This window comes from Paenibacillus sp. GQ49, assembly GCF_059759055.1.
Genome location: NZ_JCAXEL010000022.1, coordinates 63,997 through 79,468, shown reverse-complemented (window position 1 = coordinate 79,468; position 15,472 = coordinate 63,997). Strand labels below are relative to the sequence as shown.

The window sequence follows — 15,472 nt, the reverse complement described above, 5'->3', positions numbered from 1 at the left end:
CCATTTCAGGAGCGTCTTCAGAGCTGCTCACCACCAGTCACATAGCTTTGGGCTTCCACTGTATCGTTGTCAACTTCTACAGGGAAGTCGTTATAATTGACGATTACGAACCCGCCACCTTCATATGTTGTCCGGAAGACGCCCTCCTCCAGGGATTCATGGGATATCATGGAACGTCCGGCAAATGGTTGGTTCACCTGGTTCACCTCGTTGTAGATCTCGGCAGCCAGATCGATCCATTGTTCATAATTCGCCGCGTAGAGATCATCATAATCCGTTTCTTTCACAACATGGTTTGGCGCATTGAACCATGCAAAGTAAGGACTGGCTCCATATTCAATCAGCTTCAGCACATATTGCCTTGCATTGGTAAATGTGGAGAGATTGTATGGCGTACCCGTATAACCGATGCTGCCGTGTACAACGAGCTGATAGAACGGAATCTCTTCATCCTCCAGCTTGAAACGACTGCTGGTCATCGGCGCATCTGTCAGACCAGTTACATACGGCAGGGCATAAGCGTTCCCGCCTTCAGCAACAAGCGAGCCAGCCTGCTGCCCGATCTGTTCAAGTGCCTTCTTTACGGAGCCAAGCGCTTGTGTTCGGTCCACCAGCTTTTTCGGATTCATATCGCTGTTTAACTGAGCTGCCAGATCATTCAGGCTTAGTGACAGTCCATCCTTTTGAAGGGACCTCAGCTCATCTAACATGTCTGCCGTCACGTCCTCCAGCATGTTGGGCGAAAGCACATAGGATGGTGAACGATCCCGGTCCCGCCGCTGGATGGCCTGGTTCATCGGATACAAGACCGCCGGTTCCTGAGTTAATGTGCGTGAAGCTTCTTTGGACGGTTTAAATCCTTTTTTGGATTGCACATTCAGCAGAGCGATATCGGGATAGAAACCGATACCCGCTTCTTGTGTGTATGCGCTGAAATCCCGCAATCCCTTTTTCCCGCCTACCGCGCCGTCTACTTGGATGGAATCCGGCAGTCGATGATGAAGTCCGCCGTTAAGCCATCCCGCATAGCGCACCTGAATATTGGATACCTTCTTCTCCGTCAAGGCGGAGAGAATGTTTTTGGCTTCATCAAACGTGGTCAAAGCCTCCGTTGAATCATACGGTATGCCCAGCATATGCTGCCTTGTTGTCATGCCACCGAACAGTTGCAGATAAAAGGGAACGTTATTCTGCTCCTTGCTGGCGTTCAACTCGGGAAGTCCGCCGTTTTGCATCAGATAATCCCGATAGAGAGATGCAAGCCCTGAGTACGAGGCTTTATCCGCCCCCACAAAAGCATATCGAACGACGAAGTCGGACACAGTCGGGTTCTTCTGGAATTTCGGAAGTGTACGAACCATATCACTTGCCTGAAGCGTCACATCGCTCTTGTTCACTACATAGAAGCTGGGATATACGTTGTTGTAACTGTTCAGCTTACCGCTGATATCGGCATTCACAACTGCGACGGCATCCCCTTGTTCAATAATGCCCAGGAAAGCCCCCTCTTTCCGAATTAGTCCAAATACCGGCAACCTGGCTCTGGCTTCATTCGAACTTGCTTCCCGCAGTTTCATGGTCATATCCGGTCCGTATATATCTTGTTGATAGGCAGGATACTGCAGCTTGCCATTGTTAAAATGGATCAGCGCTCCCGAACCATCCGGCACCAGTATGGAGCCCTCTTCTTCTGAACCCCCGGCCCCGAAGTAATCCATTACAGATATGCTGTTGATCGGATATTCCTCCGGAAAATGAATGCCTGAGGACGGAACACGCACGAGCAGATCCTCTCCATCCAGCTCATATTCCATCGTAAGCATAAACAGCCGTGGTCCACTTCGTTCCTCTTCAATGCCAAACTCGGCATGATCCTGAGCCAGATCCTCCGATGTGTAACCGGCCGTGTCAAAAGCCTTCAAGGCCCGGGACAATTGCAATCCTTGCATCGCCTTATCAATCCGGACGTAAGCGTCCTCATCCTTGTCTTCCGCATAGCCGACCTTCAAGGCCCGTTGCCCGGCCTTGTCTAGCTGTGCAAGTATCTTTTGTTCGAACCGCTCCTTGCTGATCTTCATCGGCAAGTCTTCTATGGATCGCTCAGTGCTTCCAAACTGGTAGTGGACCCGCACGCCGCTTGGCAGCACCTCGTAGCTTATCTGCTTGTGTGCAACACTATCCGTGAAGGAATTCACGGTGCTGCTCTGTCCAAGGCTGTTGAAGAAGCTGAGCTTTGTTTGTGATGACAAAAGGTCTTTGTTTATCCCGGCAGCAACCCCATCCTGCTCACGATCTGCAGGATTGCTGCGCCAGATCTGCCCGCTCTGCGTGTGAATCACTGCAATCTCGGCAGTCTCTTCGTGAATGAACAACTGCAGCGCAGCATTCTGCGCAATACCTACCATGCCGGGAAGGCGGACATCGCTGAACGATGATTTCAGTTTCTCTCCGGGAGGCAGGGAGGGAAAGTCCGTCTGATCAGCGGCAGTCACTGTCTCGTGAGCGAGCGGTGTTGGCGAGAATTGACAACCGCCAAGAAGCAGACTGCCCGCGAGCAGCATTCCTGTTATTTTTTTGGCTACGGTATAATTCATAACGATTTCCTCCTCCCTTAGCCCCGAAGCACTAATTCCTGATAGATGGTTACGACAAACGATACAATCTGCTGTACAAGACTGAAGAATAACAGGCACAGAAATGCCATAAACGCCATCGCCACAAGTGTCAGCAGCATCGTGAGCACCGTTTTGGCTGGTGTGTACTGATGAACCGTCATATTCCCCACAAATAACAGATATACCGTCCACGCAACGGCGAGTGCATTGGAGAAATAATAAAAGGCAGTTTCCTGCGCAGAGATCACAAGACTCAGCCAGATCCATGGAAAATGAATGAGTAACAACGGTACCAGTGCAAAGCACGTTGACATGAAAATCTCGGAGAACTTGCCTTCCCCGTCCATCAATGTGGTTAACGACCAATTAGCCACACACCAAAACAGTACCGGTATAATGACATATAACATTTCGAGCAGACTGTTCAGGTACTTTGGATTACTGAGATTAATGAGAAAACCGCTGTACTGGGCATGCAAAATTTTGGTGATGACCAGAAGCACCAGGATCATGAAAGCAATCAGCAGTGAGTTTCTCTGGTTCCGTTCATATTTCAATTCCCAGTATCCGTCAAACGGATGAAAAATCAGATGCAGCGGGTACTGGTATAGTTGCTTACTTGATGCCTGCATTCGTAGTCCTCCTTTTCTGCCTGCGAACGATGATGACGGTGACAATCGCAGCGACAGCCAGGAATATACCGGACATCATCCATGAAAAATGCTCACGCATCAGCTCTTTGCGGTACAAAAGAAAAGCTTTGGAATACCCTTTGGGCTCCATGCTGCGCTTGAAATATTTCGCAGACTCGGCGTATTCCTTCTGACGAAGCAATGCTTTGCCAATTCCCGCATACGCATATTCCAAGTTAGCGTTCATCTCGGCAGCTTGGGCAAACAGCACCGAAGATTGATCTTCATCACCGTTATAGTAGCTGCGCACCGCTTCGTGGAGTGTACGTCCGTATTCAGTTGTTTGAAAGACGGTGATTTCACCCAGCGCTTTATCCAGAACTAACATCCGGTCTCCCGCACGTTCCAGGGCAACAGGTGTATTAAATTGGCCCAGCCGGTTCCCGATGCCGCCATAAATATGGAGCAGGTATCCGTCTCCATTGTAGGTGAAGATTCGGCCCTTGCTGGAATCCAGTACGGAATACATGTCACTGTCACCCACATCCACATCAATCAGGCGGGATGGCCCTGCTTCCTGGGTATACAGCAAATCACCCTGCGGAGTCTGATAGCCTTCTCTGCGCAAAATGTCTGTACCCTGGGCATTCAGCTTTTTGACCGGATCCTTGCCGCGATCCCCGCTAGTGGCGTAGATGAAGCCCTCTTCATCCATATCCAGATTGGTAAATTCCGTTGGAGTGAACATCACCATCTGGCTCCGCTGCTCCCGTGTTGCAAACCGTTTCCAAAGATATTCCACCGGGTCCACCTGAACTCTGTTCGCTCCAATGAAGGAAGAGAACGTACCATCGGCGCTGAACTCCATGAATCCATCAAATACGCCTTCGGCCATGACGTAGATACGCTCCCCTTTGTCCATAACAATCCGCATCGGTTTAAACTGGAAGTCTTCTTTAAGCAGATCCGATTTTGGTTCAGACACGATCTTGACCAGCTTCCCCTGTTCATCCAGATGCACCACCCGGTGATTATCCGAATCAGCAACCAGCAGATGGCCTTTTTCCGTGACGTACAATCCCTGTGGATTTTTAAAATGATCTTCCTTGCCTTCCTGCTCAAATGAATCAATCGTCCGTACCAGCTTGAAGTTGCGATCCATCTCAATGATGCGGCCATTGCCCGAATCGAGCACAAAGACGTGCTGATTGGCGGTAACATGCATGTCGCTTGGCTCTTTCATAGGAGTTGTGTTCAACTTCTTGCCGGTGATAATGGTTGTTGCCTCATATGCCGCGGGTGAAGGAACTGCGTCACCCCAGAAGGAATAATGATACGCATCCGTTTTACCGTCTGCACTCACATAGGGCGCCTCTTGAACGAACAACAGGAGGCAGATCATGCCCATGATGATCGATTTACGTTTTTTCCATGTGCTTCTCCGCACCTCGCTGCCTCCTTTCTATTCTTTCATGCCCGAAGTGGCCATCGTCTGCATAACACTGCTCTGAGAGATGATAAACAGAGTGATCGGTACAATCATCAGCAGCAAAGCAACAGCCGCACCTACACCAGCTCTTGCAATCCCTCCCTGCACAATCTGACTGAGCGCATAATGCAGCGTTTTGAGATTTTCACTGTAAATGAAACTCCCGCCATCCGTTCCCCATAACGCTGGAAACTGCAGAATCATGAGCGTGAGCCATGCCGGCTTCACATTGGGCATCACGATGCTCCAGAATATCCGGTATTCATTGGCTCCGTCGATTTTGGCTGCCTCCAGCAAAGCATCAGGAATCTGCTCCATGAACTGTTTCATCAGGAAAAGTCCCAGCGAGAACGCAAGTGATGGCACAATAATGGACGCATGAGTGTTAATCCAGCCAAGCCAGGACATGACCATGTAGTTCGGAATCGCCGTAACATGCGGCGAGAACATCAGGGACAGAATGACAATGGTGAACAACACTTTTGAACCCGGAAAACGATACTTCGCCAGCGGATAAGCTGCTGCAGATGCAAGCAGGATATGCCCCGCTGTGCCAAGTATCGTAATGAGCAATGTGTTGGCAATATAGCGGGATAACGGCACCCACGAATTACCCATGAGATTGATCAGATCGGCAAAATTCTCCGTTGTCGGATTGTTCACCCAGAAGCGCGGCGGGAAAATAAACAGCTCATCCAGCGGCTTGAATGCATTGTTGACAGCATAGATGAGCGGAAGCACCATAAAGGAGCCGAACACGCCCAGCAATGCAAATAACATCAGGCTGACGGTAAATGACCGATTAAGCCTTTTTGGCATGCCAAACACGGCACGTACTTTGCTGGTCATCGTCATTCACCTATCTTTCTAAGCATTTTTTGCGTGAAAACGTTTGTACCGAGCATCAGGGCAAACAGGACCGTTGCAATGGCCGAGGCATACCCCATCTCGAAACGAATGGTTCCGAAGTCCATCAGATGTGTGACAACTGTGTGTGCCGCATAGTTTACGCTCGGGAAACCTGCCAGTGCGATGGAAATCTCAGCTACGGCGAAGGAAGCGGTAATCTGCATTACCGCACCAAACATCAGCTGCGGTCTCATCGAAGGCAAGGTGATGTACCAGAGCTCCTGCCAGCGGTTTTTGATCCCGTCTACGGTTCCTGCTTCAACCAGAGAACGATCAATGGTTTGCAGTCCTGCAATAAAAGCCAGGAAGCTGGTTCCCAGGCTCAGCCACAGCTGTACAATAATGACGATTGCCAGGACATACTTCTCGTCTGCGAGCCATTGGATTGGTTCCAGCACGACGCCAAGGCGCATCAGGAAGCCGTTCATATACCCGTAGCTGTCACCCGAGAAGATGATCAGCCAGATGAAAAAGACGTTGCCCGATATGGATGGGGCATAGAAAACCAGCGTCATGACCGCCCGAATTTTAGGAGACAACTCATTGATGATCCACGCAAACAAAAAGCAGGCAATATAACTGAGTGGGCCTGTAATTACGGCAAAAAGCAGCGTGTTTTTGAGCGCGATCAGAAATACGTCATCGTTCAGGAAAAGCCGGGAATAGTTCTGCCAGCCGACAAATCGCGGCAGCTCCAGCATATTGAAGTGAAAAAAGCTGAGCCCAAGTGAAATGCCGACCGGAATGACAGTAAACATGAAAAAAATCAGCATAAACGGTGCCATCAATACATAATAATGCCTGCTGAGATACAGATCCCGCTTCAATAGGGACCACCAGCCGACCTGGCGGGTATGGACGGCAGGAGCGGCGGCTGTCTTGGTAGTTTTAGCTTGCAACCGTTACCCTCCCTTTCCTCTATTTCAGATTAAATTCCTTGCGTTTCAACTCTATTTCATCATCAATGTACAACACATAGTCCGATAAGGCTTCACGCGGATTTTCATTTGCATTGACCACCTTACGGAAGGCGTTGTCCAGATGTCGTCCCGTGAAATAACCTCCAGGAAGCTGCGGGATTCCCTGTACCCATTCCCATTGTTTCTCGAGATTTTGATAATCCTTCACAGGCCAAGGCAATTGCTTCAAGGCTTCGATATTGGCCGTCGGGTAACGGGCAGCCGCTCCCATAAGACCTTCCATTTCTCTCCCGTATTCAATCTGGGTCTCCTCATCAGTCCACCACTTCATGAACTTCCACGCCGCTTCCTTGTTGTCGGCATTTTCGAGCATCATCACCGCGCTCGTAGCGCTGGCCACTTCATGCCGTATGGACCCATCCGGAAGCTGTGTACCCGGAACAATCGTAAAGTCCCAGAGATTGCGGATTTCCGGAGCCATAACCGTCAGCATGTTATACGTGGTGTAATCAGCAATTCCGATCGGCATTTCCCCGGTACGGAAGCGGTTCGGAAAGTCGGCTTTGAGCGGAAACTTGTAATTGGTATAAAATTGCGTCCAACGTTTGAACGCGTCCATTGAAATCTCCGAATCCAGTGCACTTTTCTTCTGGTCTTCGGTGTAGAACGTTCCGTCATTCTGATATAACAACATCGCAAAGGTTGAATTCGGAACCAGGTTCGCATTGTTCAGCGTATCCTCAATCGGCAGATAAAACTCCATGTTATGCTTCTGCAGCACGGCGATGGCGTTATATACGTCTTGCCACGTTTTTGGCGGTTCGAGGCCCAGTTCATTCAGAATATCTTTGCGGTAAAAGAGCATTGGAAAATGCTGCTGCTCCGGAAGGGCATATACCCCGTCGTTGTATCGGTAAGGCGTCAATCCGCTTTCACGGAACCTGCCCGAAATTTCCTCGAAATCGGGGAACTGGCTCAGATCCGCTGTTGCATTCCTCATCGCATAGTTCACCGGAATGTCTTCGCCCATCTGCATGGCTACATCCGGTCCTTCCCCCGAGAGTGTTGCGGGCAGCAAAATATTAGGCGGAACGAGACGTAACTGCACGGACACATCCGTATCCGGGGTAAACGAATCGTCGATCATGCCTTTCAGTACTTGGGCCTGATCTCGTCCAGTCGTGATCCATACGGTGATGGCATCCTTCTTTTGTTCCACGTTACCAATACTGTCGTAATCTTCGGTATACGAGGCAACATATGCGCCCAGTTCGTGCTTCACCTGCTGGACGGTGCTCGCTTCCGCTTTTGGCAGCGATTCACCCGGCGGAGATACGACAAGGTAATCCAACGTAATCGGCTGTTCACGTACCGATAGAATCCATGTGCCGAGACCACCTACGTTAATTTTGAACGTATCCAGCCGTTTGGGAACCGTCTCTGGTCTGGCCGCCATATCTTCAAGCTGCAATACCATGGCGTGAAGTACGGCCACTTTGTCACTTTGTTCACCCGTGGCCTTTTCCAGGTAATCTGCAACCGAGCGCAAGGTGTCAGCTTGTCGTTCAAACACCTCCGTCATCTCCGGAATACGCCGTTCCAGTTGGTAATCCCGCAGTGGGTCCGGACTGTTGGAGGTGATCATTAATATTTTGCGATACATCTCATTCAGTTCCAGCACGCTGGATTCCACGGTCCGAAGCAGCGGAGCGATGTCGCCAAGTGTAACTGTCATTCGGATTCGGTGTTTCCCTTTTTCAAGATGAAACTGATATGGCTTATCCTCTCCCGAACCCAACACCTGAGTTTGCCAGGCCGGGCTGTAGTTAAATCGAATGCGTTTCAATTCCTTAAACGGAACTTCGCCGTTAATCGTCAGACTGCGGGTGGCATAGATGCCACGCAATTGATCCTGCTTTACCTTAAGCGCCAGTTGATACAGTCCGTCTTCAGGCACGTCAATTTCCCATTCAATCCATTCGCCCGGCAGTTTCCAGTTAATGCCCCCGATGGCGTTCATCCGAATTTTCGATACATTATAAGGCTCGAGTGAAGGACTTGATCGGTCCGAGATTGGTGCCAGTGTAGGAGATGATTTGCTAACAGCTTCCTCCCCCTGAACTTTCAGCATGACAGGAGCTGATTGTTTCAAGCCGAGTGAGCCATAGGTCTGCTCCAGCTCTGCATAGGAAGGAACTTCGCTTTCTTGGTACAGCTCGATATAATCGATTGCCATGCTTTCTCTTAATGAAGTAAGCGATAACTTCTGACTGCCTTTTTCAAAATAAAATTGAAACGGTTCCTCGAAGTACCCTGCGCTGTCCTTGAAGGAAGTCAGTTGCCATTCAGGCTGTTCCACTTGTCTTGGTCTAAGCTCGTTGCCACGATCGTCCTGCCGGACGTTGTCCTCGCGATTCCCCCATACCCTGTCAAACAGAAGAATATCGGCCCCTCTGAACGGGACCTTACCATTAAGCTCAAACCTGCGTTCGATCCCGGAGCTTTTGCCTTCTACGGGATAATAGTGAATGCGAATGTTGTACAAACCGCTCACTTGAACGGGAACATCCCAGCGAATGGTTCCAGTTTCCGGCGTAATTACGGCATTTCCGTCTAATCCGGCGTACCCTTGCACAACCTCGAATTCCCCATCCTCTGCCTGAACATAAGATTCGCCTTCGATGCGTACAACTTCATCCGGTTTGGCCGTATTGTCATGAGCAGTCAGATAATGCTCATAACTGAATGAATCCTCGGTTCCCGATACCGCCTCAAAGTCCTCAAGCGCATGTACCGTTCCCGGATTACGATCCCGCGATGGATATAGTGTCCATATGGAGAGCACCAAGGCCAGGACAAGCACCAGGATTAGTCCCTTTTTCTTACGTGACCGCATGTTTGAATGTATCCCCTTTCCTGTAAGCGTTGAGAGAACTGAACGATTGACTAACCCGGACAGACCGCACCTTCACTGGTGCGTTCTGCCCGTGTAACGTGATACTTATTTGTAAACCTCATCAATCGCAGCCTGGAAAGGAGCCTTGTATTTCTCGATCAGCGTGGATACGGATACCCCTTCTTTGAGTTCCCCATCAAAATCCCAGAACGGCAAGGACGGGAATGTGTTATGGTCGAGAACCAACATACCTTCCGCAACCTCTCTGGCGTTGTTGATATCTGCTTCATCGGTCAGATGTGTCTCCAGTGTGGATTGTCCCGGATACTCATAGATCGACTCGATCTCGTTAATTTTCTCCCAGATGTACATCAGTTGTTCCGGATTCTCTACCGCTTTTGGAATTGTTATCGCTTGGTAACGTGACTCACCGGAGTGATACGCTGATGCACTTGGACCTTTTGGAAACGGTACAAAACCAATATCGTAGTCCTGCATATCCGTCATAATGCCTTCGACTTCGTACATGGCACCTGAATACATCAAGGTGTTACCTTGACGGAAGAATGTGGATGGCTCTGTCCAATCGCCGCCCTCAGAAGCTCTGCCGACCTTCTCGGTAGCCAGTTTGGACAGGAAGTTCAACGCTTCTTTCGTTTTTGGATCTTCCAGGTTCTGCTTATCCTCTTTGGTCAGAGAAGCCTCGTTGGAATACAGAATCGGTTCCAGCAAGCCCGTTTGAGCGAGTCCCCAAGTGTCTAGCTTGCCATCATTGTTTCTATCCTTGTTCGCTTGCTTGGCAACACTGATGAAGGTATCCCAGTTCCACTCATCGGCATCCACATACTCTTGAAGTGGCTTCAAGCCGAGCTCTTGCATGAGTGTGCGATTATAGAAAATTCCGTTGATAAACGAGGACTGGTCCTCGGTAAAGCCGTAACCTTTGCCTTCATACTGCATGTATTCCTTGGTAGTTTTCTGGTTGAATACCTTGTCGTTTTTAATATAATCATCCACCGGCCATAACAGATCCTGTTTGGTCAATGCCGGGATGGCATAGTTTTTGCCCAGTCTCACCAGATCGCCAAGCGGTTCACCGGCCATCAGGGAAGCAACTACTTTTTCCTGATATTCACCGAAATCGATGGAAACATATTCAATATTAAAGTTGTGTTTTTTCTTCAGCGCTTCGAGATTCTCAAGGCGTTGAATGTTGTCCGGGTTGTTCCCCTGTATTTCCATGTCCCACCAAGCAACAACCTTGATGGTTCTGCCGCCCATGTCAAAATCCATTTCTGGCGTGGAGTTTTCATTCTTGGGTTCGGTTTCCGCGGGTTTTTGTTCCTCCTGTGGTGTTGTCTTTTCCGGCTCGGGTTGAGCGGTAGGTGCAGAACTGCATGCAGCAATCACCAACAAGACCGCAAATACCAGGCTCAGTAGCATGAACTTGTTTTTTCTCATCGTCTTCCCCCCTGATTGTCGTTTGCTATCACAGTGTATCGTCCAAATGAAAGCGCAAACAACCTGCCGAAATATTGATGTTTACCCGGGCTGAATATAGATTTGCGTAATTTTGCACGAGCAAAGTGCATTATAGGTTTTAATTGGTAAAGAAATGCACTGTCTACAAAAATATGCACATTGTATGCGCTTTCTTTTATTACCATAATGAAATTAAGTCAAATTTCAGTTAATCTAGCGCATTACAATTCAGCAGAAGGTGAGGTATTGCTTCATGTATGATATTTTACTTGTGGATTTCAGCCGTCGTTTGTGCGGGGAGTTGCAACAGATGTTGCTACGGAGCAAAGCTCAATATACTATCGCAAATTGTGTGTTCTCATCGGCCGAGGCTTTGACCGCATTGTCAGAACGAGACTTTTCCCTTGTTATGGTACATACAGAGAGGTTTGATACCGCGGGGCTCTGGTTATGCAACGACATTCGAAAAAAAAGTCAGATACCCATCCTCCTTATGGGTGGAAGAGATCACTTCAGGTTCGTACGCAAAGCCCTGACGTATCAGGTAAATGATTATCTCCCGTATCCTGTTAGTCCCTCTTCTTTACTTAACAGTCTGCATGCACTTAGATCTCACCTTGAAACCGACCCGGCACACAAAACGTCGTCGTTCTTCAAAACACCCGTTCAAATGAATGGTAAACCCATGCACTCCAGTCATGTTATTCGTATCGTGAAGGCCTATGTACGGGATCATCTGAGTGATGAAATCACGCTGAAGAAGATCTCTGACATGCTTCATTTTAACTGTGCGTACCTTGGACAGAAGTTCAAGCTGGAAGAGAAGATGTCTTTCAATGATTATATGCTCCAGCAACGTATGGAAAAGGCACAGCAGTTGTTGTCTTCCACGAATTTGCGCATATATGAGATTGCTATTGAGGTAGGTTATAAGGATATAGATTGGTTCTATAAAAAGTTCAAAGCGTATGCCGGATCGAGTCCCAATGCTTATAGAAGACAAAAAATCCACACGGCCTAAAGGTGGATTGCCCAATCGGTTTGTTTATCAATTAGATAATAACCACAAAAAAACGCAGGAAGAAGAATACATTCTGCGTTTTTTTGTGGTTATTTGGGTTTGGTCAATTCCAGAGGATTCACCATTAACGTACCAAAAGGGATTCCCGGTATTCTTGGGGAGTCATTCCCGTTATTTTCTTAAAAAGTCGGGTAAACGAATGGGCAGCCTCGTACCCCACTTGAAGTGCGACCTCACGTACCATAAGATTTGTGTTCTGAAGCAATTCTTTGGCTTTCCGTATTCGGCAGTCGTCAATGAACTCTGACACGTTTATTCCCATTTCCTGCTTAAAGAATCGCGACAGATAGGATGGATTAAAATGATGAAGTTCTGCCAATCTCACCAGAGAAAGGTCTTTCTCCAGATTCTCCTTAACATAACTGCATAAGGAATGAATGACAACGTTAGCGCGTTCCTGTTCATTTGATCTTTTGTAGCGGACCAATTCATCGGCAGCACGATATAGAAATTGTACTGCATCCTTCATGCATGTATACTCCCCTAAGTGCAGCAAGCTTCGTTGATCCGGGATTTTCTGTTGAAGACCCCAGCGATTGATCGTTGAATGCAATAATAAGGCCAGATTGTAGTATGTCTCCATGGCACGTTCCATCGTAATTTCCTGTTGCAGCAGTTCTCCTGCAAGCTCCTCAAATATATCGTAAAATGGCTGAATTCGTCCCGTTTCCAAATATCCTGACATAATCTCGATCCGGTTTGAGATTCGCATGGATTCTTTGGGTACATCAGATGAGAGATCGTTGCGATGATCCGTGAGGACCATGGATACACCATCCCCAATTTTCATCCACTGGAGTAATCGCAGACGTTCATATTGTTTGGTTAACTCGGACCAATTGCAGCTTCGACTGCTTAATGAAAAAGCAATGGATACGCCGAGTGATACCATACATGCTTCCTGTACCAGTTCCAGGGTACCTTCTAGAAATCGCACAAGTTTATCATTAGTCATCTCTTCCTCCTGCTTCGGCTGAAGCAGCCAGATCGTATCCCCATAATGGTCCGTTACACTTGCGCACACTGTACGCTCATTCATTAGAGAAGAGCCGATAATGCGAACAGATTCTTGAACTTGTGTGAGGTCCGAACCTTTTTCTGGCAGATTATTGAACCGACCCAGTATGAGATAAACTGGCAAGTTGATCTGTAATCTTATATCTCGTTTGGATAATTCGTCCTGCATATCCACAGTAGATTCTATAACCGCTGTACAGTCTTGAAGTAGCTTCCGCAAATACTCTTTTTGCTGAATCAGTGCAAGCTGTGAATTGACTTTGTGAGAATGTTCCAACAACTCAACCATGCTGTGACTTCGCCGGATCTCTTCCGTCACATCTTCTACAACAGACATCACCTTGTCATAACCTTCCGTTTTGAGCAAGTAACGCACATTAGCCATCTGAAAAGCTTGATATGCATAATCAAAATCGCTATGTCCTGTCAGAAAAATGACGCGACAATTCGGCCAACTGGCTTGAATCCGCTCTGTCAGTTCCAAGCCACTCATGCCCGGCATGCGGATGTCCGTTAGAACAATGTCAATTCTCGAACGCTGCATCCACGACAATGCTTCTGTTGCAGAGTAGGCTTTACATACATCAAGCTGTTCGGGTATATGTCTGGCGAACGTTTCATAGAGACTATCCGTAATAATCTCCTCGTCATCTACAATCAAAAGTCGATACATTCGTTTTCCCCCTCTTTCCACTGGATTCGAATTGTGACTTTTAACCCTTGCAGTTCACTTCTGGATAGAAAAAGCCCACTTCCTTCTCCATACGTCAGGACCAGACGTCGATGAATATTTATTAACGCGGTCATTTCGTCTGTACCTCCGTCCTTATGCAAACGTTGTTGAAGAGTTTGAATGTGTTGCTCTTCCAACTCATTACCATTATCCTCTACGGTGATCTCGGCATATGAACCTTCCATAGTAAACCCAATAATTAGAAGGCCGGAGTCCGTATTCTTTTCAAGACTGTGTTCGTAGGCATTCTCAATAATAGGTTGAATAATGAGTCTGGGAACTTTAATATGTTCCATCTCAGCAGGTAGTGACCCAAAATCAACTTTGATTCGTCTGGAGAATCGTAATTGTTGAATCTCTGTATAGATTCGTGAATGCTCAACTTCCACTTTCAACTTCACATGATCTGTTTCATTCCGGGTAATGAACCTGAAATACTCTCCAAGCATGTTCGTGAATTGCTCAATACGTTCGGTTTCTCCTGTCCTTGCCAGTGAATTCAGAATAAAGAAGCTATTGTACAGAAAATGAGGATTAATCTGCGATTGGAGCTGTTTCAACTCGGCCCGCTGCATCATCAGTGTTTTCTTGAAATCACGGTCGATCAGGGATTGAAGATTTTCAATCATTAGATTGAAACGGGTGTAGAGGAAGCCAAATTCATCCTTTCGGTTATGCGCAATGGGGACATCAAGCATGCCTCCCTCCATTTTTTTGAATCTTTTCACCAACAACAGTAACGGGATATGAATCAACTTGTAACTTGAATAGAGATATGCCGTGATGGCAACAAATGATGTAATTGCAAACAGCCAAGCCCAATGATAGAACTTGCTTAGTGGCTTGGTAACAATTGCCTCAGGTAGATAGGTGGCTACGGATAGGCCAAGGGAGTCCATATGCAACTGACTAACATGGTACATGGTGTCCCCCACTTTCATCCGAAAGCCATCAAGAGTACCCTTTACACTGTGCTCACGGTAATTCGCGAGAATAACACCAGCTTGATGTTTATCTGTGATGGCATGCCCCGTTTTGTCCTCAATCAGAAACGTTGAACTCTCCGGGTACAAATTAAGCCGTGTGAGTTCATTCTGAAAATGGTGTGTATCCAGTTCCACCTGAATGACAAAAAGCGGGGGTTCTCCTCTCGTGCCTGTTAGCCTGACGGCACTTAAGTTCAAGGCGTCCTCTTTCACCGTGAAACGTGTACCTTTTCCTTGCAGGCCTGAACTGAAATATAGATAAGAACTTTTATCAAAATCATCGATGCCTTGGATCGCGGATATACTCTTGCCAACAGAAGGGATATGTACATGTACGTTTTTGATATAAGCAGTGCTATTCTTGAATGAAGCGAGTCGTTCAGTCAGGTAATTTAATGTATCACGCCGCTCAACCTGATCCATCATGTCCCAGAGAATCGCCAGACGATTGAGTTTTCGATCCTCAACGATATCAAACTGCTGTAATTCCATCCATTCTATCTCTCTGTTCAATTCCACCACATATTGGTTCAACCGTCTCTCCGTTGACAACGATATTTCCTGGCTTGCATTGTCATAACTCCAATGATACAGATACACGCCAAGAAGAATAAGGGGGAGCACAAATACCAGATAGGTGATTATTAATCGCGCAAATATACTGTTAAACCATGATTTAGCAGGGATCTTGATCAATGCATTCACCTCCAAT

General features: G+C 47.6%; 10 protein-coding genes. 1 reads left to right on the top strand and 9 read right to left on the bottom strand.

What is annotated here, in order from left to right; genetic code table 11:
• Window positions 1-17: 17 nt before the first annotated feature.
• The 7 genes from AC6CIF_RS27005 to AC6CIF_RS26975 form a co-directional block, all read right to left on the bottom strand.
• Entirely contained in the window at window positions 18-2,594 is a 2,577-nt protein-coding gene (locus AC6CIF_RS27005; protein ID WP_498202222.1) for a DUF5696 domain-containing protein, read from the bottom strand.
• Between the two features lie 17 nt (window positions 2,595-2,611).
• Window positions 2,612-3,247 (bottom strand): YIP1 family protein, encoded by a 636-nt coding sequence (locus AC6CIF_RS27000; protein ID WP_036670948.1) that lies wholly within the window; start codon window positions 3,245-3,247, stop codon window positions 2,612-2,614.
• The gene (locus AC6CIF_RS26995) at window positions 3,231-4,694 is read right to left on the bottom strand and encodes an NHL repeat-containing protein (RefSeq protein ID WP_076253037.1); all 1,464 of its coding nucleotides are present in this window, start codon (window positions 4,692-4,694) and stop codon (window positions 3,231-3,233) included. Before AC6CIF_RS26995 ends, AC6CIF_RS27000 begins: the two co-directional genes overlap by 17 nt.
• A 15-nt stretch (window positions 4,695-4,709) precedes the next feature.
• Window positions 4,710-5,585, bottom strand: coding sequence for a carbohydrate ABC transporter permease (locus tag AC6CIF_RS26990; protein ID WP_026081082.1), 876 nt, complete (start codon window positions 5,583-5,585; stop codon window positions 4,710-4,712).
• A gap of 2 nt (window positions 5,586-5,587) precedes the next feature.
• The gene (locus AC6CIF_RS26985) at window positions 5,588-6,544 is read right to left on the bottom strand and encodes a carbohydrate ABC transporter permease (protein ID WP_036615906.1); all 957 of its coding nucleotides are present in this window, start codon (window positions 6,542-6,544) and stop codon (window positions 5,588-5,590) included.
• Between the two features lie 19 nt (window positions 6,545-6,563).
• Window positions 6,564-9,461, bottom strand: a complete 2,898-nt coding sequence (locus AC6CIF_RS26980) for an extracellular solute-binding protein (RefSeq protein ID WP_498202221.1) — start codon at window positions 9,459-9,461, stop codon at window positions 6,564-6,566.
• Between the two features lie 105 nt (window positions 9,462-9,566).
• Window positions 9,567-10,922: an ABC transporter substrate-binding protein gene (locus AC6CIF_RS26975; RefSeq protein ID WP_076212107.1), complete on the bottom strand. Its 1,356-nt coding sequence runs from the start codon at window positions 10,920-10,922 to the stop codon at window positions 9,567-9,569.
• A gap of 274 nt (window positions 10,923-11,196) precedes the next feature.
• On the opposite strand from AC6CIF_RS26975, the gene AC6CIF_RS26970 reads away from it, so the two are divergent.
• The gene (locus tag AC6CIF_RS26970) at window positions 11,197-11,964 is read left to right on the top strand and encodes a helix-turn-helix domain-containing protein (protein WP_036670943.1); all 768 of its coding nucleotides are present in this window, start codon (window positions 11,197-11,199) and stop codon (window positions 11,962-11,964) included.
• Window positions 11,965-12,088: 124 nt separating this feature from the next.
• On the opposite strand, the gene AC6CIF_RS26965 is transcribed toward AC6CIF_RS26970, so the two are convergent.
• Both AC6CIF_RS26965 and AC6CIF_RS26960 read right to left on the bottom strand, forming a co-directional pair.
• Complete coding sequence (locus AC6CIF_RS26965) at window positions 12,089-13,714, bottom strand: response regulator (protein WP_498202220.1); 1,626 nt, start codon at window positions 13,712-13,714, stop codon at window positions 12,089-12,091.
• Window positions 13,699-15,465: a sensor histidine kinase gene (locus AC6CIF_RS26960; RefSeq protein ID WP_498202245.1), complete on the bottom strand. Its 1,767-nt coding sequence runs from the start codon at window positions 15,463-15,465 to the stop codon at window positions 13,699-13,701. The genes AC6CIF_RS26965 and AC6CIF_RS26960 overlap by 16 nt, the downstream gene beginning before the upstream one ends.
• Window positions 15,466-15,472 lie beyond the last annotated feature (7 nt).

Excerpts from the sequence above, each read along its gene's own strand:
- AC6CIF_RS27005 (WP_498202222.1), bottom strand. The coding sequence starts at position 2,594 with ATGAATTATACCGTAGCCAAAAAAATAACAGGAATGCTGCTCGCGGGC.
- AC6CIF_RS27000 (WP_036670948.1), bottom strand. The coding sequence starts at position 3,247 with ATGCAGGCATCAAGTAAGCAACTATACCAGTACCCGCTGCATCTGATT.
- AC6CIF_RS26990 (WP_026081082.1), bottom strand. The coding sequence starts at position 5,585 with ATGACCAGCAAAGTACGTGCCGTGTTTGGCATGCCAAAAAGGCTTAAT.
- AC6CIF_RS26980 (WP_498202221.1), bottom strand. The coding sequence starts at position 9,461 with ATGCGGTCACGTAAGAAAAAGGGACTAATCCTGGTGCTTGTCCTGGCC.
- AC6CIF_RS26975 (WP_076212107.1), bottom strand. The coding sequence starts at position 10,922 with ATGAGAAAAAACAAGTTCATGCTACTGAGCCTGGTATTTGCGGTCTTG.
- AC6CIF_RS26970 (WP_036670943.1), top strand. The coding sequence starts at position 11,197 with ATGTATGATATTTTACTTGTGGATTTCAGCCGTCGTTTGTGCGGGGAG.
- AC6CIF_RS26965 (WP_498202220.1), bottom strand. The coding sequence starts at position 13,714 with ATGTATCGACTTTTGATTGTAGATGACGAGGAGATTATTACGGATAGT.